The organism is Bdellovibrio sp. HM001 (assembly GCF_055397275.1).
This window is the reverse complement of record NZ_AP029174.1, coordinates 1,391,171-1,416,348: the sequence shown is the minus strand read 5'-3', so window position 1 is coordinate 1,416,348 and position 25,178 is coordinate 1,391,171. Positions and strand designations below refer to the sequence as shown.

The following is a 25,178-nucleotide window of genomic DNA, read 5'->3' as shown; positions in this document are numbered from 1 at the left end:
GCTGAACCAGCGTCGGCCCCCGGGTCGACAGCAGAATAAGAACTTAAAAGGATTTTAAGACAACTCCTCAGGAGGAGAAGGCAAAATGAAAAAAACCGTCAGCATAGGACTTGCTTCATTGATGACAGCCCAATTGGTGGGCCCTGCAGCAAATGCTCAGTTTGAGGACTTCCCTCCTCCACCGCCACCACCGGATTTCGGTGACATGGGGGGCGGCGAGCCTCCTCCACCTCCTGATTTTGGCGGCAGCAACTCTGGCCCGTCCGGGTTTGCACCTCGGGGTGGTTCCGACAGCAATTCTGGCGGCACTGCAAACATTTTGAATAAAGCGGAAAAAGACAAGCTGGCGAAGGCTCCGATCGAGGACATCAACAGCAAGAACTTCCCGGAAACGATTGAGTCCTTCGACTTCCCGAACGTGGAAATCACGGATCTGATCAAAGCTATCGGTGAACTGACCGGTAAGAACTTTATCATTGATCCGGGTGTACGTGGTAAAATCACGATCACAGCGCCGACAAAAATCACTGTGGCTGAAGCTTACAAAGCCTTCTTGTCTGCTTTGGCCATCAATGGTTTCACGGTGGTTCCTTCCGGCAGCTTCTTGAAGGTCAAATCTGCCAGAAACGCCCAGCGTGACAATATCGAAACTTATTCCGGCGCTTACTATCCAAACGCGGATCAGATGATCACCCGTATCATTCACTTGAAGCACATCTCTGCTTCCCAGGTGAATCGGGATCTTCGCATTTTGCCATCCAAAGATGGCGAGATGAATATCTATGAGCCAACAAACTCCATCATCATTTCGGATTATGGTTCCAACATTGACCGCGTGATGAAAATCATCAGTCAGTTGGACGTTCCCGGCTTTGAAGAACAACTTGAGGTTATTCCTATTAAATACGCGAAAGCCAAAGATCTTGCCGATCTGGTGGATAAAATCGTCAATAAAGGAAATAAAACCCAAGGTTCCGCTCCGGGCACATTCACGGCGGGTGTTCCGCGCTTCTCGCGTTCAGCGGGGGCAACGTCCCAACAAGGTGCAAGCTTCTTTATGGCCATTCCGGATGACCGTACAAATTCCATCATCGTGGTGGGTAACAAATCCGGTATCGTGCGCATTAAAAAACTGATTTCCCAGTTGGACTTCAAAATCCGCGCGGAAGAATCCGGTGGCGTTTACGTTTACAGCGTAAAATACGGCGATGCGGAAAAGATCGCCCAGACCCTGCAAGGTGTGGCAAAAGATGCCGCGCCAAAACCAGCTACTGGCGGAAGCCTGCTGTCCCCTATCGGAGCCAGCGGTCAAATGCAAGCACAGCAGGAAATCTTTGGTGGCGATGTTAAGATCACAGCGGATAAAACAACCAACAGCTTGGTTGTGACGGCAAGCAAACAGGACTATGACGTGGTTCTCAGCATCCTGTCCAAACTGGATGCGCCTCGCGATCAGGTCTTTGTGGAAGCGATTATCATGGAAATGTCTGTGAATGACGGTAATTCCTGGGGTATTGGTTACTACCAGTACGGCGACAGCGGTTATGGTAAAGTGGGCTTCAATGGTCTATCCAATATCAATGACTTCCTGTCCCCGACAGGGGGTTCTGGTGCGGTGATCGGTTTTGGCCAGGGGAAAACGGTGGAAGTCACCGATCCTATTTCCAAGCAGACATTGAAAATCCCAAGTTTGTTGGGCTTTATCAATTTCCTGAAGACCGCCAAAAAAGCCAATATCCTTTCCACTCCTCAGCTGATGACATTGGACAATCAAGAGGGTGAATTGGAAGTCGGTGACAAAGTCGTCGTCGGTGAAAACGTACAGAACGTCGGAACCAGCGGCACAACCGTCAGAACACCACAGTTTGAGGACGCGACGATCAAATTGGCCATCAAGCCATTTATCAGCCCGGCCTCCAACCAGATCCGCATGGAAATCAAACAACAAGTGGCACAGCTTTCTACAGCCAGCACGCCGAAAGCCTTCCAGGATTCGACTCAGCCTTTGGCGAAGCGCTCCTTGAAGACAGTGATCAACGTCAACAACGGCGATACGGTGGTTCTGGGTGGTTTGATGAAAGAACAGGACCAAGAGTCAGTTACGAAGGTGCCGCTGCTGGGTGATATTCCAATCATCGGCTGGTTGTTCAAGTCCCGCACTGTTGTGAAAGATAAAACCAACATGGTGGTCTTCCTGACACCGAAAATTGTGCGTAACACGTCGGAAGCAAACGCCATCGTCTCCAAGAAGCTGGATGAGCGCGTGGAATTTGTCAAAGCACAAGGCGGCGTGGACCCTTACGGTGCTAAACTCGAAGAAGTCCGCCGTAAAGCAGAGGCTCCAAGTGAAGCCCCTGCTGTGACCGAACCTATTATTGAGGAGTAATTCATGGCCTCCGTGGATGTTTCAACGATTCTCGCCAAATCAACCTCTTTGACTCAGGACCAGATTCGATCGGTCCTGAACAACCCTTCAGTGGTCAGACCCGTCACTGTGGGTGAGGCTTTGGCTGCGAAGGAGTTTTCCACGGCGGATGAAGTGGTCTCTGATCTTTGCAAAGAACTGGGCCTGGATTTTATCCGCGACATCCCTGTCAGCGAAATTTCGGTGGACCTGATCCGCGATCTTCCGATCAACTACGCCAAACAACACAACGTCCTTCCCTACAAGGAAGACTCTGAGCTGCTGGTGGTACTAACCAGCAATCCGGTGAATCTGAAAGCTCTGGATGACATGAAGGTGCTCTTTGGTAAGCGCGTGCGCCCCCTGATCACCACCTCCAGCCGCGTTCAGGATGCCATCAACAAAGTTTACGAAAAAAGCACCGCCAATCTGTCCGGTCTTGATGAGATCGCAGAAGAGGACTACGACCTGGATGATCCTATCGTGGATCTGCTTGAGGCCGGCGAAGACGACGCCCCGGTGATCAAGATGGTCAACAGCCTTCTGTTCCGTGCGGTGAAAGAAAAAGCGTCTGACATTCACATCGAACCTTATGAAAAAGACATGGCCGTGCGCTTCCGTACGGACGGTATTTTGTTCGATGTGTTCAAACCACCTAAAAAGCTGCAAAACGCGATCACTTCCCGTATCAAAGTTATGGCCAACCTGAACATCGCTGAAAAACGTTTGCCTCAGGATGGTCGTATCCCTTTGAAAGTCGGCGGTAAGGACATCGATATCCGTCTTTCCTGCGTCCCAACCACCTTCGGCGAACGCCTGGTGATGCGTATTCAGGACAGATCCTCTGTTGTGCGTGAACTGTCGGCTTTGGGCTTTTCTCAGGAAAACCTGTCCCGCATGGAAGAAGACATCCTGACTCGCTCGTATGGTATCTTCCTGGTCACGGGTCCGACGGGTTCTGGTAAATCCACGACTCTTTATGGCGCTCTTTCCAAATTGAACCAACCTGACGTTAACATTCTGACTGTGGAAGATCCGGTGGAGCAACGTATCCACGGGATTGGCCAGGTGCAGGTGAACTCCAAGATCGGCCTGACTTTCGCAGCCGGACTGCGCTCGTTCCTTCGTCAAGACCCGGACATCATCATGGTCGGTGAGATTCGTGACTTGGAAACAGCGGAGCTGGCCATTCAGGCCTCTTTGACCGGTCACTTGGTTTTATCCACTTTGCATACGAATGACTCGGCCGGGGCCTTCCCCCGTCTGATCGACTTCGGAGTGGAGCCGTTTCTGATTGCGACCTCTATCACGGGCGTCATCGCCCAGCGTTTGGTGCGCGTGCTTTGCCCACACTGTAAAGCACCACATGAAGCCACAGATTTTGAACTTCAACTTCTGGGTATCACGCGCGAAGAGGCCAACAAAGCCAATATCTGTAAAGCGATGGGTTGCAACCACTGCTCTCAGAAAGGCTATTCCGGTCGTACCAACATCGGAGAGCTGCTGATCGTGACCGATGACATCCGTTCATTGATCATGCAGAGAAAAGACGGTAACACTATTAAGAAACAAGCAGTCGCTAATGGAATGAAGACCTTCCGTGACCACGGCATTCAAAAAGTTCTTGCCGGAATCACGACTATTGAAGAACTGACTTCCAATACACAACTGGATATTTGATCGGCCCCGGCCGGCAGAGCTGAAGCCCCGGAAGGGGCGCAGACTGAAGCAGCTAAGGCTGCATAAAAAACAAAGGCGGCCTGGCCGCCTCAATTAAAGCGTAACTAAGGTAATTAAGATGCCTATTTTTGAGTACAAAGGCCTGTCGAAAGACGGAAGAAATGTCAAAGGAACCATCGACGCTGAAAATCAGCGTGCGGCCCGCGCCAAACTCAAAAAAGACAATATCTTTGTCGTCGATATCAAAGACAAAAAAAAGATCGATCCCAAGAAAAAATCCGGCCCGCGTGCGACCAAAGTTGTCGGCGTCAAGGACCTGTCTCTGATGACACGCCAGTTGGCCACCCTGATCAAAGCCAACATCCCTTTGGTCGATGCATTGACGGCCGTTTCCGAACAAGTGGAAAACCCGACATTGTCAGAAGCCCTGGCGGACTGCAAGAACATGGTCAACGAAGGGTCCACCTTGCATAAGGCCATGCTGAAGTATCCAAACATCTTCACGAACATCTATGTCTCGATGGTGGAAGCCGGCGAAATGTCCGGAAGTTTGGACGTGATTCTGATGCGTCTGGCAGAGTTCACCGAAGCGCAAGCCGATTTGCGTGCCAAGGTCAGCAGTGCTATGACCTACCCGATCATCATGCTGGTGGTGACGTTTGGTTTGATGGGCTTCCTGTTTATTTTCCTGATCCCGAAAATGGTGACCGTGTTTGAATCGGCCCCTCAGTTGCAGCTTCCCTGGTACACGGTTGCTTTGATCGATGCTTCACAGTTTGCCGTGAACTACTGGTACCTGATTTTGGGCAGCATGCTGATTATTTATCTTTTGTTCCGCAACTGGAAGAACACGCCGGCGGGACGCAATCAGTGGGATGCCATTTCCTTAAAACTGCCGCTGGTGGGCCCGACGGTGCGCATGGTGGCGGTCTCCCGCTTCACCCGCACTCTGGCAACACTTTTAAACGGCGGTGTTCCGATGCTGGCGGCGCTGACGATTGTTCGCAATGTCGTGGACAATCATGTTCTGGCGATTGCGATTGATGAGGCCCGCAATAATATCTCTGAAGGGGAATCCATCGCAGGTCCGTTAAAGAAATCCGGGCAGTTCCCGCCTATCGTGATTCACATGGTGAACATCGGCGAAAAAACCGGTGAGCTGGAAAACATGCTGACGCAAGTTTCTGATGCCTATGACTTCCAGGTGAAAACCAAACTGGAAGGCCTGACCAGTATCATGGGTCCGGTGGTGATTGTGATCATGGGCGCGGCGATCGGTATGATCGTAATGGCCGTGATGGTGCCAATGTTCGAAATGGCCAACGTGGCGGGATAGTCCCGTTGAACATTGAGACAGGGGGTAAATCCCCCTGGAAGAATCCATAGAGTCACAATCGGGTCCAACTTGGAACCTCAAGTAACCTCTCAACTCCACCCCCTAAGCCCTCAGTCTGGGGAAAGATATTGTTCTCAAAGCGAAACGCAGCTGGAGAAATTATTATGTGACATAGGTCGGGCAGCCGCTCTGCACTTTGCTTTACCTTGGGCCAAGGCTCTGTTAGGATTAGCATCTGTAAAAAGGAGTAAGTATGTCTCTTCTCAAAAATCGCAAGGGTATGACTCTGATTGAAATCATGATCGTCCTTGCCATCATCGGTGGTATCGCAGCTCTTCTTCTCCCAAACATCACGGGACAATTGGATAAATCCAAGGCCAAAGAAGCTAAGATCCAGCTCACTCAAATCGTCAATGCACTTTCCATGTACTACACTGATTGCGGTAAATATCCACAATCATTGGAAGGCCTGACAAAGCAGGATCCAAACTGCTCAAACTGGGGCCCGCAACCTTACTACACTAAAAAACTTCAAGATCCATTTGGCCATGACCTGGTTTACGAACTGGATGGTGGCGAGTACACATTGAAGTCATTGGGTAAAGACGGCCGCGAAGGCGGTTCTGGCTTTGACAAGGACATCACACTTGAGGATTTGAACTAATCCCGATGTCTTCGCAAAGGGGCTTCACTCTTATCGAGATCATGATTGTGCTGGCTATTATGGCCGCCCTGATCACAGTGGGAGCCCCTCGCCTTCTGAAAAATAATGAAGGCAATATCAAAGCGGTCGCCCGCAATTTCATTGTTCTCAGCAAAGAACTTCGCAACAAAGCCCGCCTGACCAATTCCACTTACCGCCTGGCCATCAGCATGGAAGCCGACGAACCCAAGTACTGGGTTGAACGCGCCAATGGCCCGCAGGCCGTGGACCCGGAATCCTACGAAAAAGAAAAAGAGACCGGTGAAGACGCTCCCCCACCTCTGTTTCAGATGGACAAGTCCTTGCTGAAAAAAGAAAAGGAACTTCCTGGTGGTCTGCGCTTTGCCTCGGTGGAAACCGTGAATATGAAATCCCCTATGACTTCGGGGATTGCCTATATCCATTTCTTCCCGGAGGGCTTCGTGGAGGCGTCCGCCGTGCAGATCACAAATGGAAATAATTTAACTTGGACTCTTGTTTTTAATCCTTTAACGGGTCAAGCTGATATCATAGAGAAAGCTTCTTCGTTAAAGGACGTCCAACGGTGAGAAAAAACGGATTCACATTGATTGAAACCGTCATTGCGATGGTGATTCTGTCATCAGGAATTATGCTTCTGGCAAATTCCTGGAGTGGCAGCTTCATGCGTGTGCGCAAGACTCAGCTGTCCACCGAAGTCACCGCTTTACTTGAACGAAAAATGACTGAAATCGAACTGGAATATGCCGGCAAACCGCTGGATTCAATCCCCGAGGAAACTGAAGATGATTTCGGGTCCGAATATTCCCAGTACTCCTGGAAAATGACCTCGAAAGAATTTGAAGTTCCCGACATCTCAGCCACCCTGACGGCGCAAGCTGGAGGTGCGGATGAAATGGCTTTGACCGTGATGAAAACTTTGACCGAACATCTGGGAAAGTCCATCAAGGAAGTCAAAGTCACAGTCATTTATAAAGGCGCCAAAAAACCGTTGGAGTTTTCAGCAACTCAGTACTTTGTGGACTACGACAAGGAGCTTCCGCTTCCTTCGATGCCGGGGATGTGATGATGAGAAAATCCTCGGGCTTCACCATGATTGAACTGATGATCACAATCACGATTCTGGGCACTTTGACCCTGCTGACGGCGCAGTCCATTCAGCAGGCGGTCAAAGCCAAGGTCAAATTACAGGATCAGATTGATGATGTGTCTCGTATGCGCGATGCCTTGCGCCTGCTGGAGCGGGATATCAATCTGGCTTATCACTATCGTGATCTGGAAAAAGAAATCGACCAACTGGTTAAAAAGAAACCCGCAAACCAACAGCAGCAACAAATTGGCGGCACTATTGCTTCCGGGGGGCAGTTCCCGGGGGATCCGGGGCCGTTAACAAACGAAGCACAAACCCAGCAAGAAGAACGCCGCGAGGTCCCCCGTCGCGACCCTGAAACTCACTGGGTCGGCACCGAAGACAGTTTGAACTTCGTGACCATGAACAACGCCCGCACCGTGCGCAACTCCCGTCAGGCTGACTTTATTGAAGTTGGTTACAGTCTGCGCGATTGTAAAAGTCTGACCGAAGGTGGAGGCTCTTCCAAGTGTCTGTGGCGCAGAAGCACACCTTATGTGGATCTGGATGTCACCAAAGGTGGTGATGAGGTGGCCCTGCTGGAACACGTGACCGAATTCAAACTGCGCTACATGGGTAAAGGAAAACAGGACTGGGCGACTTCATGGAGAACCGACGCCCAGGGTGACGCCGCCACCAAGAGCAAGTTCCCCCAAGCGGTGGAGATCTCAGTCACCGTCGATAAGAAGATCGCCGGCAAAAGTAAAAAATATTCCATGCAACTGATCGTTCCCGTTCACTTCCCCAATAATCCAGAGGAGGGTGCAAATGCTCAAGGCAATCAAAGCTCTTGGCCAAGGTCTCAATCGCCCACTCAATAATCGTCGCGGCATCGCCCTGATGATTGCGATTGCCTGTATCATGCTGATTATGTGGATTGCCATGGAGGTGTCGTACGATTCAAACGTAGAGTACATCGTCAACTCTCAAGGGATGAATCGTATCAAAGCCTACTATGCTGCCAAATCCGGCATGCAGCTGAGCCTTCTGCGCATCAAGATCTATCAACAGGCCCAAAGCAAGTTGGGCGACAAACTGGGCGACACCAAAATGCTGGATCAAATCTGGCAGTTCCCCTTTGCCTGGCCCCTGCCGATCCCGGATGAACTGAGCGCCGTCGACAAAGATAACTTCAAAAAAGCCGTCAAGGATTCTTCGATGGATGCGGGTTATTTTGTCACTATCGAAGATGAAGGCTCAAAAATCGACTTAAACGACCTGGCCTCCCCCTCCAAGTCCCTGCAGGAAATCACGAAGAAGCAACTTCTGAATATTTTTGAACAGAAGAAAAAAGAAGACGAAGCTTTTGAGCGGGAATATTCCAGCGTCCGCTTTGATGAACTGATTAACAATATCGCCGACTGGATGAGTCCAAAATCAGCCTCCCTGAACGGTGGCGACAAAAGATCGAACTATGCAGAGCTGAATCAGGAGTCCCAAAGCGATTACTATCCACCCAACCGAGGTTTCCGCACCATCGCAGAGTTGCGCATGGTCCCGGGAATGAACGACGTCTTTTTCGACCTGCTAGCCCCCAGAGTCACCATCTATGGCATGAAGGGCATTAATCCAAATCTGGCCAGCGCCGAAGTACTAAAATCACTGGACCCGGCCATGACCACAGAAGTGGTTAAAGAAATCATCAAACGCCGCGACAACGCCGACGAAGGTGGTCCGTTTAAGTGCAACCAATCCGGCGGCAGCGACGACTTCTGGAATTTCGTAGAAAGCAAAGGCATCCGCCCCGAAGGCAAAGTCGAAGAAATCCCCCTGACCTGTGACAGCGTGATCAATTTCAAAATCCGCAGCACCGGAGAATTTGCAGGCGCTTCCCGCGAGATCACGGCCATCGTGATGAACCTGCAAAAAACCGCAGACAAGGTAAAGTCCTACGTCAAAAAAGATCAGAGCCAAAGCCAACAACAGCAACAACAAAGCGGCCAACAAGGACAACAACAGGGCCAACAACAATCCCAATCCCCTCAAATCCCCAAAGGCCCCCCAAGAATAGTCTACTGGAACGAAAGATAAGAAAAAGGCTGGACCAAAATCCAGCTTTTTTTTATTCCCCCAAAATCTCTCCACTCTCTCCTCCAACCGCGACTTCCAAGGGAAGAAGCCCACAAGTCTTCGCAGCCCCAGGCAAGGTCTTTTATGCCATTGGCTCTGTGTATAGCTATTATTGTCGCCCTTCGGTGGCGCATGGATGCGCGAACCACAGCGAAGCTGTGGCACCGACGAGCCTGGATGGCGTGGCGACAATAATAGCTATACACAGAGCCAAACGTCGCATAAACTTAGACCAAAGCCAGTTCATGGAGGAATTGCTTTGAAATCTCTCGGCATAGACATCGGTTCCAGCAGTATAAAAATTGTGGAGGTGCAATCCACTTCCAAAGGATTTCAAGTCACTCAGTGCATGGAGCATCCACTAGGAATTGCCCCCGGCCACGATCAGGAACTTGAGATTCTGGAATATCTGCGCGACTTTGCCAGTCTTTATGATCCGGCCCAAACACGTTTTGTTTTTGCTTTACCGCAAAATCGCGTGGCTGTTCGTAATAAATTCTTCCCCTTCAATGACCGCTTAAAAATTGCCAAAAGTTTGGCTTTCGAATTGGAAGAGGATCTGCCTTTCTCCGCGGACAATGCCATCTTTGATGCCAAAATCATCCGCACAGTGGGTTCCGGTGCGGAAATCCTGGCCTGCGCGGCTCCGAAAATTCACGTTCAGAATCTGATTCAAAGAGCTCAAGACTCAAACATGGACCCCTTCCTGATTTCTGCGGAAGGCACGGCCTATGCCAATGTTTTTGAAAAGTGGAATGAAGCGCCTCCCTCCGTGCCTGCCCCTGCCATCGGCCTGGATGACGAGGCCAAGCCCGTGCGTCAGGTGACTTTGACTTTGCACATCGGGCACAGCCGCACTTTGGTGTGTGCTTTTGAAGGTAGCTCTCTTATTCAGGTCGGATCCATTCTTTGGGGTGGGAAAAATATTGCCGAAGCCATTGCGCAAAAGTATGAAATTCCCTTCATCGAAGCCATCAAAGAGCTGCAAACTAAAGCTTTCATTTTAACTAACAAACAAGGTGCCACTTTCGATCAGGTCACTTTCTCAGACACCATTGCAAAATGTGTTCGTGAGATGGCGCGTGATCTGCAGTTGGCGATTCTTGAACTCAAAAGCGAGTTCAACGCCCAGATCAACAGCATCAGCATGACAGGTGGCGTATCGCAGATTCAGAATTTGGGACCTTTCCTGACTCAGGTTCTCGAGGTTCCGGTGAACCGCGTGTCGGCTCTGGATCAAACCCCGAACATTGCCTTTGAACGTTCCGTCGCTAACGGAGCAAAAATGGGTGTGGCTTTGGGGCTGGCACTGGAAGGCTTCAAAAAACCGCGCAATCCCCCGGTGAACTTCCTGCGTGGCGAGTTCGCAAAAGAAAATCACCAGTTCAAAATGTTCTGGGAAAAATGGGGCCCGACAATCAAAGTGGCCACGGCAGCACTGGTTGTGCTGTTCGTTTACACTTCCTTGCGTGAAAGTTTCTCTTTAAGTCTTGCGGACCGCACGCAGGAAGTATTGAAAACTCAGGCCAAAACTGTGGCGGGGCTGAAAGGCCGTGCCGCCTCTGAAAACGGCATCCGCAAGTACATTCGGGACAACAAAAAGCGCGCCGCTGATCTGAAAACTCTGGCCAGTGTTGCCAATATGAATTCCGCGTTGGATATCGCCAAGAAGATCAACGACGCTGTCCCGCCGAAGTCCTCAATCACCTTGGACATCCAACAGCTTTCTGTTCAGGACCAGCAGGTGGTTTTACAGGGTTACGTCAATTCCCCGAAAGAAATGAGTCTGTTGCAACAGGCGCTGACCAACGTTTCCACTGATGGTCAGGTGAAGCCAGGGCAAAGCCGCCTGAATCCCCTGCCGGGACGCACGGCTTTTTCGTTCAGTTTCAATGTCGATCGTAATATTGAGAAGGTGACTCGATGAGCAGCTTGGATGATTTGAAAGAAAGATTTATCGCCGACTCTCGCGCCACATGGGAACGTCTTCAGGAAAGCACCGCGTACAACCAAATGCGTGACCGCTATGAAAACATGACCCCCGCCATGCAGAAGCTGACTTTGATCGGCGGCGTGGCCTTGATGACTTTGCTTGTCCTGTCCATCCCCTATGGCAAATACACACAGTCCACTGAATATGTTGGGGAATTTGAAAGCAAACGCATGACCATTCGTGAGCTTTTGAAAGTCAGCCGCGAATCTTCGGATGTACCGCAGATTCCCCAGGCCCCGTCCATGGACATGATCCGCAACAATGTGGACAATCAGATCAAAGCCGCCAATCTTTTGCCTGAACAAATTCAGGGCACAGAGATTCAGGAAAACAATTCCAATCTGGTTCCTAAAAATCTGACAGAGGGACTTTTGCAGGTCAGTCTGGTGAAACTGAATCTGCGTCAGGTGTTGGATCTGGGGTATCAGTTCCAAAGCATCAATCCCAGTGTCAAACTGAAGGACATGATCATGACGGCAAATCGTGAAGACGGCCGTTACTTTGATGTGGTTTACAAGCTGGTGGCTCTGGCCGTTCCAGCTCCCCCGGCTCCCGAACCGATGGAACCTTCTCGCGGCCGCAAAAATCGCAATAGCGGGGACGAGTAATCATGGCTCAACTTCGTCAGCTTCTGAAATTGATCGGACAAAGCAAAAGCAAAATCGCCGTGATGGTACTTTCCGCGCTGGTGTTTGTTTTTCTGCTCTTCCCGTTTGATGACCTGAGTGACTTGATTTCTTCACAAGTATCCCGCTTGAGCAATAATTCAGTCTACGTGCAGTTTGAAAAGCTGAAAATGAGCCTTTTCCCACAACCTGGTGTGCAGATGGATCAGGTTTATATTGAGTCTTTAAGAACTCCGGCGATTTCCGCGCAGGAACTGGTGATCACCCCGTCTATTCGCGGCTTGATCCAACAAAAACCGTATGGGCATGTTTCCGCCAAGGGACTATTGAAGGGTGATGTCGATGTTCATGTCGGCAAAGGCTCCAAGACAGAAAACGGTGCCGAACGCCATAAGATTGAAGTCAGCGCGAAGAAAATTTCGTTGCATGATTTGCGTGAGATGGCGAATCTGCCGGTCCTTTTGAAGGGGCAGTTGAATCTGGAATCCACGGTTCTTGCCGACTTAAGCTTCCAGGAACAACCCGATGTGGAAATGAATCTTTCCATCAACCAGTTCGAGCTTCCTCCTTCCAACGTCAACACACCGATGGGTCCATTGACGTTACCAGACTTGAAGTTGAGCACAGTGGAACTAAAAGGTCGCTTGGCCGCAGGTCAGTTCGTGATTGAAAGCGGCACCATTGGCAAGCCCGGGGATGAACTGTACGGTACTATTAAGGGCAAGATCGGTTTAACAATCGTCAACCGCGGAAGCTCCTTTGGACATCAAATCGGGGCCTACAACATCGAAGTGGATCTGCGCACTAAACGCAGCTTCCAGGAGCGTGCAGCCCTGTTCCTGACGTTCATTGACGGCTATAAAACACAGACGCCTGAGGGGTCTCAGTACAAGTTCAAAGTCTCCGCCAGCAATCCCATGATGCCGCCAAGCATCGGCGCTGCGCGTTAGTCCGAGTTTTAGATTCCTTCCCAACCCCGCTTTAATTAACTTGATGCGGGGCTCTGCTTAATAATTGCACACCTCTTTGGTAATTAAATTTGAGTCGGAAGTCCTTATTGACTTCACTCTTAATCTGACCAAAAACGAATGGGTCAATTATTGGAGGGAATATGTCTGGAGTAAATAAAGTTATCCTTGTAGGCCGTTTGGGCGCTGATCCTGAAGTAAAAGCTATCGGCAGCGGCAGCACTGTTGCGCGTTTGAACCTGGCAACAAGTGAAACCTGGGTTAAAGACGGTCAAAGACAAGAGCGCACGGAATGGCACCGTATCACAGTTTGGGGCAAGTTGGCTGAGATCTGTGGCAAACACCTTTCTAAAGGTCGCCAAGTGTACGTGGAAGGCAAACTTCAAACTCGCCAGTGGGAAGACCAGCAAGGTCAAAAACGCTTCACCACTGAAATCGTGGCCAGCACTGTTCAGTTCTTGGGTGGCGCGACAGGTGAAAAATCCTCCAGCAACTCCATGGGTGGCAACGACGATTTCAACTTCCAAGATTTCGGTCCGGAGCCAAGCTTCAACAGCAACGACGAGATCCCTTTCTAAGGGATGAAAATGGCCCGCCTGCTGCGTTGGACGAGCTTCGTCCTCATCCGACGTAGCATTAGCTACGCCTCCTTGCGGGCGAAACTCATCCGCCTTGCATTCGAACCATTTTGATCCCTTAGGGGTATAAATAGATGGGTCATAAATAGATAAGCCAAAAGCCCTGAAGAAATTCGGGGCTTTTTTTTTGCCTTTTAAATGCCCTATAATAAAGGGGTTATGAAAGCATTAGTACTTTCCACCCTTGCTGTTTTTTTTCTTGGCGGTTGCACTGTCTACCGCTCAGAGGGTCGTAAGCAATTTGAATCCGAAGCACCCGGAAAAGTTGCCGGCGCCTCTTTTCAACTTATTAATTGCAAAAAAGAAGGCAAACTTGAAACCTGGTTCCACGAGGAATTCCCGGCACATGAGTACGAGCTGGTCCTGGCTGAATCAGATCTGGAAATCTGGCGCACTCAACGAGGCTCAGTCGTGGAAGTGAAGGCTTTGCAAAAAAGTGAAAAAACAACCCAGTCCTGCATCTATCAATTTGCCAACGACACCGTCTGGACACTTTACAAAGATCAATTCATCCGAGAACTCGAAAACAACCTGATGACACTTGAATAGAAAGAGGTCCCGTGATTTTCAGAACCCGCCTCCTTGCCATCTGCCTGCTTCTTAGTTTTTCTTCTGCAGGCTTTGCCGCCACGGTGTCTGCCGTCAAAGGACAAAAAGTTCTGATCAATCTGGATGGCGACACCACCGAAGTCGGCGACGAGTTCTATCTGATCAATCCCGAAACCCAAAAACGCACAGCCATCATTCGCATCAAACAGGTAAAACCCGGAAAAGCTCTGGGGGATATTCTGCGCGGGAAAGCCGTCAGCGGTTCCACTCTGCAGGCCAAAGCCCCCTCGTCTATGAGCGCCGATGTCCCAGCGTCTTCTGAATCCTCTGGCAGCACCAGCGGCAATAACGCCGGCTATTTGCGCGTTTTGAAAGATTCCTGGGGCATCACGGGCGGCTATTTGATGTCCACCATGGACGCGGATATCACCTATCGTGATCCTGGATTTGGTACCATGCTAAAAACCTCAGCCAGCATGTCCGGCAGCGGTTTTGGAGTCGGTGGATTTTATGACTATGTTTTGAACTCCAGCTTGGTAGGCCGGGGCTTTGCCGCGATTGAACAGTTCAATGTCACCGGCTCGGCCTCCTCTGCCGGTTGCCAAAACAGCACCAACTGCGACGCTAAAATCAACTATCTGTCTTTGTACGGGCTCTTGAAATGGTATCCCCTGCAGGACAAGTACCGCATCTGGGTCGGCGGAGGCATGGGTTATTTGCTGGCTCTTTCTAAAAGCAGTACAGCATTGAATGAATCACAGATTTCCACCAATCAGGTCTTCACTTTGGGTGGCGGCGTGGACGTGCAAATGAGCCGCAAGAATTACGTCCCCGTCAGTCTTGAATACAATATGTTCCCACCCTCTGACACTGTCAAAGCCAGCATGATCTCCATCAAAGCCGGCTGGGCCTGGAATCTTTAGTTTATTGTTTTTGCATCGGCAACCAGATCACAAAGCGCGTCTTGGGCGAACTGTCATCCAGATAGAACTTCCCATCGTGAGCCTGAATGATCCCCTGAGAAATGCTCAAGCCCAGCCCCACTCCCTTACCCACCTCTTTGGTGGTGAAAAAAGGCTCCATGATTTTTTCTTTTAAGAAGGGTGGCACTCCGACTCCCGTGTCGGTGACCGAAATTTCCACGCCATTGTTACGAGCCGCAGCCTCGATAACCACACGACGTTCTGCACAGCCAGCCACGGCATCAGCCGCATTATTCAAAAGATTCAGCAGCACCTGTGAAATCTGATATGGACGAACGACGACTTCCAAGTGCGGCTCCAGACGACTGACCAGCTCAATCCCCTCACCTTTAAACTTATCCGCACAGAAGGCCAGTGTGTCTTCAACAATGGCCTCCACCACAACACGCTCTTTATCCCCTTGATCGGACTCCCGCGCATAGGACCGCAGGCCCTTGACAATCTTTGCAATACGATTGGTGGTCGACTCAGCCACCTCCATGCGCTTTTGCACTTCCATGTCTGAAGCCAGTCCCCGGTTGTTCAGGAGTCTTCGAAGAACACTCAGGTGACCGTTGATGATGGTCAAGGGATTATTGATTTCATGCGCAATCCCCGCCGCCATTTCACCCAACGACGCCAGTCGAGACGAGGTGATGATCTTTTTTTCCTGCTCTTTGAGCTGTCTTTCCTTGGCGCGCTTTTGTGTCACATCCTCTACCACGGCCAGATAACCGGTGACGTGGCCTTCTTCATCAACGACTCTGCCCAAAGACAGCGTCCCTTCGAAACGGCGGCCGTCACGCCCCACAAACACCCAGTCGGAAGCCTCATTGTAACCCTTTGAGAACATCGCCTCAATCAGGTCCAACGCCTCTGGAAGGGGTTTCCCCATCTCGCTTTCCATCCTTAGACGGAACAACATCAAGTCCTGATGATCATGCATAAGAGACGGCATGTGTTTTCCAGCCACTTCTTCGGACTTCCACCCCGTCAAAGCCTCCGCCGAGGAATTCATTTCCCGGATGATTCCATTTTCATCCATGGAAACCATCATAAGCGGTGTGGCATCCATCGCAGCAGACTTCCACTCTGCAACGGCACGCGCCCTTTTGCCAAGCTCCGTGGCTCTGTTATAAAAACTCAACGCCAAGCCCAGCAATACAGTAATACTGACACCAAAAACCAAAACCATTTGTGGCAAAGACGACGTGTTCTGGCGAATAACCCCGGTCGTGGGAGTGAATGAGATCACCCAGTCCACACCCAGGTTGTTGTAATGAACCTTCGAAATCCAATCCCGAGAAAGCACCGGATCCCACTCAAAGCTGCGATAGACTTCTTCTCCGTTCTGCAGTATTGCAATGTGATACCCTTCAGCGCGTGCAAACCGATCGACAAAGCTCTTTAGATCTATCGCGGCCGAAACTACACCCAGGAATTTGTGATTCTGCATCACAGGCACCAGAATACCAAAGCCTCGCCCGCCGGATTTCATCTCAAAGATGCGGGAAATGCGGGGCTCTTCGGAACTGCGAACCGCATCCAAAGCCTCAGCAATCTCGGGAGAGCGCCCCAGTGATGTGTTCTGAATGGACTTACTAAAGTCATCCATTGGATAAAGCCAGCGCATCACCAGCTTCTGATCTGACCACATCAGTCGACGAATCCCCTTGAACTCCTCGTAATAGAACTTCGCATCCAGACGCCACATCGTCTCATCAGCATATGCGCCCGCCGCCATCCGACGAGCCATGTGTTGCAAAGCCTTCTCAAGAGGTACAAAGGTTCCATCCAGCTTAATCTTGAATCCTTCAGCGCGCACCAAAGTCACGCTGCGATTTCTTTCAATATCCTTCAGCAACAAAAGCTGCCAGATCGCCACAGAAACTAAAACGCCGATCAGAACCACATAGATCGGCACCGTCGCCGTTCGCCCGTCTTCCTCACCACGCACATTGATGCGAACTCTCCAAAGCTGGGCCGTCGCCAAAAGCATGAAACAGACCGCGGTATGGATTGCCATTCGCGAAAAATTACCCCATCCATACTCGGAACTAAAATCCAGGAAATATCCCAACAAGCCCAGGAAACCAAAACCCAATACCAGGGAACTGGCCGTGACTTTCGTCATCCGCCGGGCATAGGTGCTGCCAATAGAAATATCTGAAAGACTTAAAAGCAAAAAGCACACGGCCGTGCTAATCGCCATGCGCCCTGGAGAACTGACACCTATAGAATAAAAAGCCGGACCGAAAAACTGATCTATACCAAAATCATATCCCGTCAGGTACTGCAACAAAGTCGCCGTGGCCAATGCCCCAACAGAAAAACTCAGGTACTGAGAGAGCTTTTGAAACTTTCCCTGCTGAATCAGAAAAGACAAACTGATAATAAAAAAACTGACGGCCGTGTTCACCACCATCGGAGCAAAATCAGAACGCACCTGAACCACAGATGCACTTTTAATCACCCAGCCAAACAGCACCACGCAGGCCACTGCCAGAACCGACAGAGCCAACACGTAATGCAAATTTCTTTTTAAATTAGTGAAGAACACGGGTGACTCCAATGATCCCCTTGATCTTCTGAATCTCGAAAATCGCCTGATTCAGCTGACTGGAGTCACGGACACTGACCTCAAAGTTACAGACCGCTTTTTTGTCTTTGGTCGTGCGGATCTGCGCAGATTGAATATTGATCCCCTGCTGGGCAAAGGCCTCCGACATCAGCTTCAGCAACCCTGGAACGTCCTGAGAAATAATCTTCAAGCGCACAATACGTTCCTGACCTTCCCCGGCCTGCTTCACATTCCAGGTCACATCCACTTTACGTAACTGATCGAATTCAAAGGCCTTGCGGCAGTCACTGCGGTGAATAGAGATACCACGCCCACGGCTGATAAAGCCCACAATCGGATCCCCTGGAATCGGATGACAGCATTTCGCATAATGCACCAGAACATCATCCATACCATCCACACTGATCAAAGAATTGGTCTTGCGCGTTTTTTGTGTTGCCGCACGAATGACCTTCTCCATAAAGGTGGAGTCTTCTGTTTTTGCAGCTTCCTTCGCCAGATTTTCCGGCGAAAGCTTTTCTACCAGAATACGGGTTTCAAGTTTTCCATAACCGACGGTCACATACAGTTCATCCAGATCTGCCAGGCCATGATCCTTTAAATAAGTTTCAAAGGCGGGACCTTTCAGATACTTCACTGCTGCCATACCAAACTTGCGGAACTCTTTTTCCACAAGCTCTTTCCCCAGCATGATGGCGCGACGGCGCTGCTCTTCCTTAACGAAGGCGCGGATTTTGGATTTGGCTTTATTGGTAACAACGAATTTCAGCCAGTCTTTCGAAGGCACTTGTGTTTTGGAGGTTACAACCTCCACCGTGTCCCCGTTTTGCAGCTGGTACTTCAAAGGCACCATGCGACCATTCACACGGGCACCGACGATGCGGTTCCCCAGTTCCGTGTGGACAGCGAATGCAAAGTCCACCGGTGTCGCCCCTTCCGGGAACTCTCGTACATCTCCCGTCGGAGTGAAGACGTAAATTTCAGTTTCAAACAAATCCGTCTTGACGGTGTCCAGGAACTCGTCGGGATTGCGCACGTTTTGATGCCAGCTGACCAGATCCCGCAACCAGTTCGCCTGCTGCAGATCCTCATCATCCCCCATTTTGCCGCGCTCTTTGTACTTCCAGTGCGCAGCGATCCCTTTTTCTGCCACCAGGTGCATTTCATGGGTGCGGATCTGAATTTCAATTCGTTCCCCGCCAGGCCCCATCACCGTCGTGTGCAGGGATTGATAGTTATTGGCCTTGGGCATCGCGATGAAATCTTTAAACCGGCCTGGAATTGGCTTCCACAGCGAGTGCACCAACCCCAGAGCTGCATAACATTCCGCCACGGAATCCACCAACACACGGAACGCCAGAACGTCATAGACCTGATCGTAATCAATATTACGCGACTGCATCTTGCGATAGATCGACCACAAGTGCTTGGAGCGTCCGTAAACCTCAAACCGGAATCCGGCTTTGGTCAGTTCTTTTCCAATAAGATGTTTTACTTCTTCGATGTAACGATTTTGTTCAGCCTCGGTCTTTTTGATCTGCTGAACAAGTTCGTAGTACATGTCAGGGCGATAGTAACGGAAACAAAGATCTTCCAGTTCAATCTTCAATGAACTGATACCCATGCGACCTGCCAATGGACAGTAGATCTCCAAAGTCTCTAAGGCAATGCGTTCCTGTTTTTCAAACGGCATGAAGTTCAGCGTTCGCATGTTGTGCAAGCGGTCCGCCAGTTTCACCAAAACCACACGCACATCTTTACCCATCGCCACGATCATCTTGCGAATATTTTCGCCCTGTTTTTCATGGCTGTTTTTAAACTTCATCTGACCAATCTTGGTCACACCATCCACCAGATGCGCAATCACGTCGCCAAATTCACGACGAATATCTTCCAGGGTGGCCGCTGTGTCTTCAACCGTGTCATGCAAAAGACCCGTGGCAATGGTGTCCAGATCCAGATGAAAATCCGCCAGAATGGCGGCAACAGAAAGAGGATGAGAAATATAGGGTTCTCCACTGCGACGAATCTGTCCTTCGTGCATTTTTTCAGAGAACGAATATGCCTTCTCGATAATTTTGAGATCTGCATTCGGATAATAGCTGCGAATGCGGGCCAAAAGATCATCGACAGTTTTAACGGGCTTATTGGATAAGCTATCCTCTTTCGGGAGACTAAACATACTTTTTAGCCTACCCGAAATAAATTGCTAATTTTACTGGTTTTTTGTCGCCTCGCCCAAAGTGGAGACAGGTTCATCTTTAGGGACCCTTAAAACGCAAAAAAGGGAGGTTTTTTGACCTCCCTTTTCACCTTCCCACGAGGGGATATCGCATTTTTTCCAAGGACTACTTGTTCAGGTCCTTTTCAATCTGACGAATAGCTTCTGCGGCTTCCAAACTTTCTTGGTAACCCACGTTGCCCATTGCCACTTCACGCAAAGAGCTGACGATGTATTTGTTGCTACGAGTGGAAACTGTTGCTTCCGCCCCTTTAAGAAGTTGCTTCGCTCTCTTAGCCACCATCAGGACAAGAGCAAATCTGTTAGGAACTTTTTCCAAGCAATCTTCTACGGTTACACGAGCCATTACGCCTCCGAAAAAATATATCTGGGTATATTAACGCTAAGTTAGCAATTTTTCAACGATTTTTTTGAATTCCGCGTAGGATTGCTCAAACACGTCGTTAACGATCTGATAATCGAACTTAGAGGCCTCTTGAATCTCTTTTTCCGCGTTGGCCATACGAACCTCAATGTCCGCAGGCACCTTCCCGTCCCTTTTTTCGATTCTGCGGCGCAGCTCGTCAATGGAAGGCGGGTGGATAAAGATGGTCTTAGCGTCCTCAAATTTGGATTTAAAGGTCGCAACCCCTTGGATATCGATATCCATGATAGCGGTTTTGCCCTGCTTCCAGGCGGACTCCAGGGACTCGTAAGAGGTTCCATAGAAGTTCGTATGCACCTTCGCCCACTCAACAAAGAAACCCTGTTTGATCTTGGCTTCAAAGTCCTCATGAGTGATGAAGTTGTACGGCTGCCCCTCGGACTCCCCTTTGCGCATGGAGCGCGTTGTGAAAGTGATAATATCCACCAAACGGGCATCTTCCCGAGTGATCCTTTCAACAAAGCTGCTTTTTCCTGCGCCACTTGGAGCGGCGACGATAATCATGCGCGTTTTCATAATTACTGTACGTTTTGTACCTGTTCTCTAAGTCGTTCAATAAGGGTTTTTGCTTCTACCACAGCCGAAGTGATCTTGGCTACCTGAGACTTTGACCCAATCGTATTCACTTCGCGCAGCAGCTCCTGCGTGTAGAAATCCAGCTTCTTTCCTTCGGCCTGCTGGGAGCCTACCAGTTGACGGTAGTTCTTGATATGCTCCGTCAGGCGGGTCAGCTCTTCGTTGATATCGGCCTTTTCAAGCTGAATCACGATTTCCTGAGACAATCGGGTGGCGTCAATCTCATTTCCCTTAAGACGCGCTCGGATTTTCTGCTCGTAGCGGTCCTGAAGTTGTGCATTGGCTTCGCCGCGCAACTCACTGATAACCTTGATTTGTTTTTCCAAAGACACCAACAGCTTCTGAAGGTCCTTTTGCAGGAACTTCCCTTCCCGCGAGCGTTCCTTGTCACAATTGGAACAGGCCTGAGCGAAGGCCTTTTTCAGGATCTTATCTTCGCCGCTGAACAGTTCGTAGCTGTCCTCGATTTTGATAATCTCTGGCAGACGCGCCAAAGCTTCAAGATGAACATTCATAGGAACGCCCAACTCTTTGGAAAGATGCTTGTAAGCGGCCATATACTTTTTGGCCAAAGCATCGTTCACTGTCATTTGCGCTTTGCCCGCCACGTTTTTCACCCGACGGGACACAAAGACATCCACAGTCCCACGCAACAAGGTCGCGCCCAGAACTTTCTTCAACTCCCCTTCATAGGGAACAAATTCTCTTGGCAAATGAAATCGCGGCTCTAAAAAACGACCGTTCACAGAACGGATGCTCACTTCCACAGTGACGTCTTTAGTCTGAACTCTTGCGGTGCCGTACCCTGTCATGCTTTTCATAATTACCTCTATTCTCGACTTGTCCCGGAATCAGGGTCAAGGCTTGAGAAATTTCTCGACCACGGCTCTTGCCTCTGCAAAACCCGAGTGCCCATCAAACCACTGAATCTCGCTGTCTCTTTGAAACCAGGTTCTCTGCCTTTTGGCGAGTTGGTGCGTGTTTTTCACGATCTCTTCAAAGAGCTGCTCTTCGTTCAGGGCTCCTTTTAAATAATCCAATGTCTCTTTATAACCCACACTGCTCATCGGGGCCCAGGAAGCAAGACCTTCATCGAGAAGACCTTGGACTTCCGCCACCAACCCCGCCTGCATCATCTTCTGCACCCGCAAGCGGATGCGTTCGCGCAGAACCTCACGGTCCCATTGTGGACCGATCTTCAAAAGAGGATACGGAAACGGCGCACGCTGAGCTTCAAATTCCCGCTGAATCTGCGTGACACTTTTTCCCTGACTGCGAATCAGTTCAATAGCGCGCCCAATGCGGTAGCGATCCGACAGGTGAATCTTGGCTCCGTACTCGGGGTCCGCGGCCATCATCTCGGCATGCAGGCGGATGGCCCCTTCTTCGGTTTGCAGCTCGTGTTCGACTTGCTTCTGAATTTCCGGCGGAACCGGAATCACCGGGTACATGCCCTTTTCGATGGCCATAAAATAAAAACCCGTGCCGCCTACAACAAACACCGGCTTTTCTTGCGGGATGGTTTTTAAGACCTCATAAAAATCCCGACAATAGTTGCCTGCGGTCATCTCTTCCGGAGGTGCCACATAATCCAGCAGATAATGCGGCACCAGGGCCTGTTCTTCCTTGGAGGGCTTGGCCGAACCGATATCCAGCTTTTTATACACCTGCACTGAATCACAGTTCACAATCACACCGTTATACTCTTGAGCAAGCCTCAGGGCCCACTCGGATTTTCCGGTGGCAGTTGCACCCACTACAAAGATCACGTGTCGTTGTGCCATCTAAACAATTCGCCCGAAGTCTTTTTCCAGTTTATAAAACGGATACTCCACACTCACCGGACGACCGTGAGGACAGAAACTGGACAGCGGGAACAAATCCATATCACGCAAAAGATTTTTCATCTGATCAAGACTGAGCGACTGCCCGGCACGAACCACCGAATGACAGGCCATGGTGGCACAGATGTCCCCCACCGTGCGCTCCAAAGAATAACTGCCCCCTTGATCGACAATCTCGGTCGCCATTTTATCCAAAACCGCGCTCAGACTGGATTCCTTGATCATCAATGGAGCCGCCTTCACGCCCACCGTGCCTGGCCCCAGGGCTTCAATGTGCACACCCAGGCGTTCAATTTCTTTTCCCATCGCCAGAAGAGCTTCAACTTTTTCCGGTGACATATCTATCGCCAACGGGAACAGGAATTCCTGAACATCGATCTTGCCCCCCTTCCAAGCAGTCATCAGTTTTTCAAACACCACTCGCTCGTGAGCGGCGTGCTGATCAACGAAAACAATTTTTTCACGGGATTGGGTCACAATGTAAGTCAAATTCGCCTGTCCCAGAACCTCCAGCGAAGACCAATAACCCATCGGAGCCTCTGGTGCCACTGAAGCAGTCCCGGCCGGAGCAAAACCTTCCCGGGAACTGGCTGCTTCTGCCAGCGCCTGATAGGTCGTCTGAGGCTGCTGCAGCGACGAGGGCGACAACGATTTCGGGAAATTGAATTCCTTTTTCTGGAACTGAGTCACATCCAAAGAATTATCCTGAAAACTCAGGTTCTGCTGAGGCATCGCAGGCATTGAGGGCGTGACTGCCGCAGGTGACACGACTGGAGTCCCATTCTCTGCCCCACGCACAATCCAGGGGGCTTGTTCCAAAGTGCTGCGCAAAGCCCCCGCCACAGCCCGGAAAGCCAGTGAAGGATCCTGGAACTTGACCTGGGATTTTGTCGGATGAATGTTCACGTCCACACAGTCAGGATCGGTTTCCACCCAGACGGCCGCAATGGGGTATTCCCCATGCATCAGAAGATTTCTGTAAGCTTCATTCACTGCCGCCTGCAAACTGCGATCTTGAATCCAACGGTTCTGCGCAAACAGCCAGATGTTCTTGGCTGTCTTCGCCACGTTGTGGGGATCGGCAAACACCGCATAAGCGCGCACGTTTTCTCGCACAGCTTCCCCTTCAAAAAGGGGTTTGATTTCAAGAATTTGTTCCACCCGGTCTTTGCGATTTTTACACGCAGGCCAAAAAGAAACGAGTTTGCCGTTTTCCTGGATGCGGAACTCAACATCAAAGTGCGACAAGGCCATGGCTTTCAAGGTTGTCTTGATCGCCGTGTTTTCCGCAGAATCTGATTTCAGGAATTTTAAACGCGCCGGTGTGTTATCAAAAAGATTTTCAATCAGAATGGTGGTGCCGTGAGAACCACCGACTTTGTCGATGTCTTTTTTCCGTCCGTATTCGCTGATCAACTGATGAGCCTGTTCATCCCCACTGCGACGGGAAGTCAGTGTCAGCTTGCTGACGGCCGCAATACTGGCCAAGGCTTCCCCGCGAAAACCAAAAGTGCGAAGGCTCCAGAGGTCATCGGTTTTTGAAATTTTACTCGTGGCAAATCTCTCCAGAGCTTTGGGCAAATCCTCTGGCGCCATGCCTTTGCCATTATCAATGACTTTGACAACACGGCCGCCATCAAAGAACTCAACATGCACGCGGGAGGCCCCGGCATCGATGCTGTTTTCAACAAGCTCTTTAACCAAGTGAGCAGGACGCTCAACCACCTCGCCTGCGGCGATTTGGTCCACTACTTCAGGAGATAAAATCTGAATCGACATAGGGGGAATTTGCATGAGCTCCCCCCTCCTGTCAAAGGTCTATTGGGGACGCAAACACTCGCCCCAGGCCTGGCATTTCAACAGCCGGGAACGCAGGTGCTCAGCATCTCTCAGAGTCATTTGGATCTCCTGATCAAAGCCCTTTTTCAGGCCGCCAAACTGAGAAATGGCACGGAATTTAAACTCGCCTTGGAAGTCCTCAACCCGGAAGGAAAGCCTGTGATCATGAGGCTGAAACTGAATCTTGTTGGCATGCTGAGTGAGATTCCACGTAAAGCGATCGCGTTGCGCTTTTAATTTGTCCATGGCCTGCTGCAGATTCTTCCAACACTTCACCTCGGCCACCAAGACGACCTTATGAGTGCCCTTTTCAAATACAACAACGTCGAGCTCCCCCAGAGTGTCCTCCCCCAGGCTGTACTCAATCCCTGTCGTCACTTCATAGGACGGTCCGAACTCTTTTTCGATATCCACCCGGGCCACCTGTTCACAGACAGTCCCATCCGGCTCAAAATTGGCCCCCGAACTCTTCAAAGCCTCAAAATAAGGCTCAATATCCGCAGCAAATGAAAAGGAAGAAACAAACAGAACAGAAATAAATAACGCAACTAAACGCATCAGAAGGGCCCCCTCAAACCCGGCCCTTTCTTAACACCCCGTCCCCCGAAAAGGTACCTGCTTACTTTTGCAGAAGC

At 50.2% G+C, this 25,178-nt stretch carries 22 protein-coding genes; 14 read left to right on the top strand and 8 right to left on the bottom strand.

The window, feature by feature from the left end; all coding sequences use genetic code 11:
• Positions 1 to 85 precede the first annotated feature (85 nt).
• From gspD to ACZ5ZZ_RS06730, 14 genes are all read left to right on the top strand, one after another.
• A complete protein-coding gene (gspD, locus tag ACZ5ZZ_RS06795; RefSeq protein ID WP_464134583.1) occupies positions 86 to 2,386 on the top strand; it encodes a type II secretion system secretin GspD in 2,301 nt (766 codons plus the stop codon).
• A gap of 3 nt (positions 2,387 to 2,389) precedes the next feature.
• Positions 2,390 to 4,084: a type II secretion system ATPase GspE gene (gene gspE / locus ACZ5ZZ_RS06790; RefSeq protein WP_464134581.1), complete on the top strand. Its 1,695-nt coding sequence runs from the start codon at positions 2,390 to 2,392 to the stop codon at positions 4,082 to 4,084.
• Positions 4,085 to 4,202: 118 nt separating this feature from the next.
• Complete coding sequence (gene gspF / locus ACZ5ZZ_RS06785; RefSeq protein WP_464134578.1) at positions 4,203 to 5,420, top strand: type II secretion system inner membrane protein GspF; 1,218 nt, start codon at positions 4,203 to 4,205, stop codon at positions 5,418 to 5,420.
• Between the two features lie 253 nt (positions 5,421 to 5,673).
• A complete protein-coding gene (gene gspG, locus ACZ5ZZ_RS06780) occupies positions 5,674 to 6,084 on the top strand; it encodes a type II secretion system major pseudopilin GspG (RefSeq protein WP_464117247.1) in 411 nt (136 codons plus the stop codon).
• 5 nt (positions 6,085 to 6,089) lie between these two features.
• On the top strand, positions 6,090 to 6,671 hold the full coding sequence (locus ACZ5ZZ_RS06775; protein ID WP_464134575.1) for a pilus assembly FimT family protein: 582 nt from the start codon (positions 6,090 to 6,092) through the stop codon (positions 6,669 to 6,671).
• A complete protein-coding gene (locus ACZ5ZZ_RS06770) occupies positions 6,668 to 7,168 on the top strand; it encodes a type II secretion system protein (protein WP_464117249.1) in 501 nt (166 codons plus the stop codon). Before ACZ5ZZ_RS06775 ends, ACZ5ZZ_RS06770 begins: the two co-directional genes overlap by 4 nt.
• The gene (locus ACZ5ZZ_RS06765; RefSeq protein ID WP_464134572.1) at positions 7,168 to 8,052 is read left to right on the top strand and encodes a type II secretion system protein GspJ; all 885 of its coding nucleotides are present in this window, start codon (positions 7,168 to 7,170) and stop codon (positions 8,050 to 8,052) included. The genes ACZ5ZZ_RS06770 and ACZ5ZZ_RS06765 overlap by 1 nt, the downstream gene beginning before the upstream one ends.
• Complete coding sequence (locus ACZ5ZZ_RS06760; protein ID WP_464134570.1) at positions 8,000 to 9,262, top strand: type II secretion system minor pseudopilin; 1,263 nt, start codon at positions 8,000 to 8,002, stop codon at positions 9,260 to 9,262. Before ACZ5ZZ_RS06765 ends, ACZ5ZZ_RS06760 begins: the two co-directional genes overlap by 53 nt.
• 298 nt (positions 9,263 to 9,560) lie before the next feature.
• On the top strand, positions 9,561 to 11,228 hold the full coding sequence (gene pilM, locus ACZ5ZZ_RS06755) for a pilus assembly protein PilM (RefSeq protein ID WP_464134567.1): 1,668 nt from the start codon (positions 9,561 to 9,563) through the stop codon (positions 11,226 to 11,228).
• Positions 11,225 to 11,902 carry a hypothetical protein gene (locus ACZ5ZZ_RS06750; protein WP_464134565.1) on the top strand — a complete coding sequence of 226 codons (678 nt, stop codon included), beginning with the start codon at positions 11,225 to 11,227 and terminating at the stop codon, positions 11,900 to 11,902. The genes pilM and ACZ5ZZ_RS06750 overlap by 4 nt, the downstream gene beginning before the upstream one ends.
• A 2-nt stretch (positions 11,903 to 11,904) precedes the next feature.
• On the top strand, positions 11,905 to 12,870 hold the full coding sequence (gene gspN / locus ACZ5ZZ_RS06745; protein ID WP_464134563.1) for a type II secretion system protein GspN: 966 nt from the start codon (positions 11,905 to 11,907) through the stop codon (positions 12,868 to 12,870).
• A 161-nt stretch (positions 12,871 to 13,031) separates the two neighbouring features.
• Complete coding sequence (locus ACZ5ZZ_RS06740; protein WP_464141865.1) at positions 13,032 to 13,466, top strand: single-stranded DNA-binding protein; 435 nt, start codon at positions 13,032 to 13,034, stop codon at positions 13,464 to 13,466.
• Between the two features lie 219 nt (positions 13,467 to 13,685).
• Complete coding sequence (locus ACZ5ZZ_RS06735; RefSeq protein ID WP_464117255.1) at positions 13,686 to 14,075, top strand: hypothetical protein; 390 nt, start codon at positions 13,686 to 13,688, stop codon at positions 14,073 to 14,075.
• An 11-nt stretch (positions 14,076 to 14,086) separates the two neighbouring features.
• Positions 14,087 to 14,998, top strand: a complete 912-nt coding sequence (locus ACZ5ZZ_RS06730; protein ID WP_464141862.1) for an outer membrane beta-barrel protein — start codon at positions 14,087 to 14,089, stop codon at positions 14,996 to 14,998.
• Between the two features lies 1 nt (position 14,999).
• On the opposite strand, the gene ACZ5ZZ_RS06725 is transcribed toward ACZ5ZZ_RS06730, so the two are convergent.
• The 8 genes from ACZ5ZZ_RS06725 to ACZ5ZZ_RS06690 form a co-directional block, all read right to left on the bottom strand.
• Positions 15,000 to 17,597 (bottom strand): ATP-binding protein, encoded by a 2,598-nt coding sequence (locus tag ACZ5ZZ_RS06725; RefSeq protein ID WP_464141860.1) that lies wholly within the window; start codon positions 17,595 to 17,597, stop codon positions 15,000 to 15,002.
• Positions 17,584 to 19,800, bottom strand: coding sequence for a RelA/SpoT family protein (locus ACZ5ZZ_RS06720; protein ID WP_464117258.1), 2,217 nt, complete (start codon positions 19,798 to 19,800; stop codon positions 17,584 to 17,586). Before ACZ5ZZ_RS06720 ends, ACZ5ZZ_RS06725 begins: the two co-directional genes overlap by 14 nt.
• A 166-nt stretch (positions 19,801 to 19,966) precedes the next feature.
• A complete protein-coding gene (gene rpoZ, locus ACZ5ZZ_RS06715) occupies positions 19,967 to 20,206 on the bottom strand; it encodes a DNA-directed RNA polymerase subunit omega (RefSeq protein ID WP_464117259.1) in 240 nt (79 codons plus the stop codon).
• Positions 20,207 to 20,242: 36 nt separating this feature from the next.
• Positions 20,243 to 20,800 (bottom strand): guanylate kinase, encoded by a 558-nt coding sequence (gene gmk, locus ACZ5ZZ_RS06710; protein ID WP_464117260.1) that lies wholly within the window; start codon positions 20,798 to 20,800, stop codon positions 20,243 to 20,245.
• Between the two features lie 2 nt (positions 20,801 to 20,802).
• Positions 20,803 to 21,681, bottom strand: a complete 879-nt coding sequence (locus ACZ5ZZ_RS06705) for a YicC/YloC family endoribonuclease (protein ID WP_464117261.1) — start codon at positions 21,679 to 21,681, stop codon at positions 20,803 to 20,805.
• A gap of 36 nt (positions 21,682 to 21,717) precedes the next feature.
• Positions 21,718 to 22,644 carry a tRNA (adenosine(37)-N6)-dimethylallyltransferase MiaA gene (miaA, locus tag ACZ5ZZ_RS06700; protein ID WP_464141858.1) on the bottom strand — a complete coding sequence of 309 codons (927 nt, stop codon included), beginning with the start codon at positions 22,642 to 22,644 and terminating at the stop codon, positions 21,718 to 21,720.
• Positions 22,645 to 24,483 (bottom strand): DNA mismatch repair endonuclease MutL, encoded by a 1,839-nt coding sequence (gene mutL, locus ACZ5ZZ_RS06695; RefSeq protein WP_464141856.1) that lies wholly within the window; start codon positions 24,481 to 24,483, stop codon positions 22,645 to 22,647.
• Positions 24,484 to 24,522: 39 nt separating this feature from the next.
• On the bottom strand, positions 24,523 to 25,101 hold the full coding sequence (locus ACZ5ZZ_RS06690; RefSeq protein WP_464134551.1) for a hypothetical protein: 579 nt from the start codon (positions 25,099 to 25,101) through the stop codon (positions 24,523 to 24,525).
• Positions 25,102 to 25,178 lie beyond the last annotated feature (77 nt).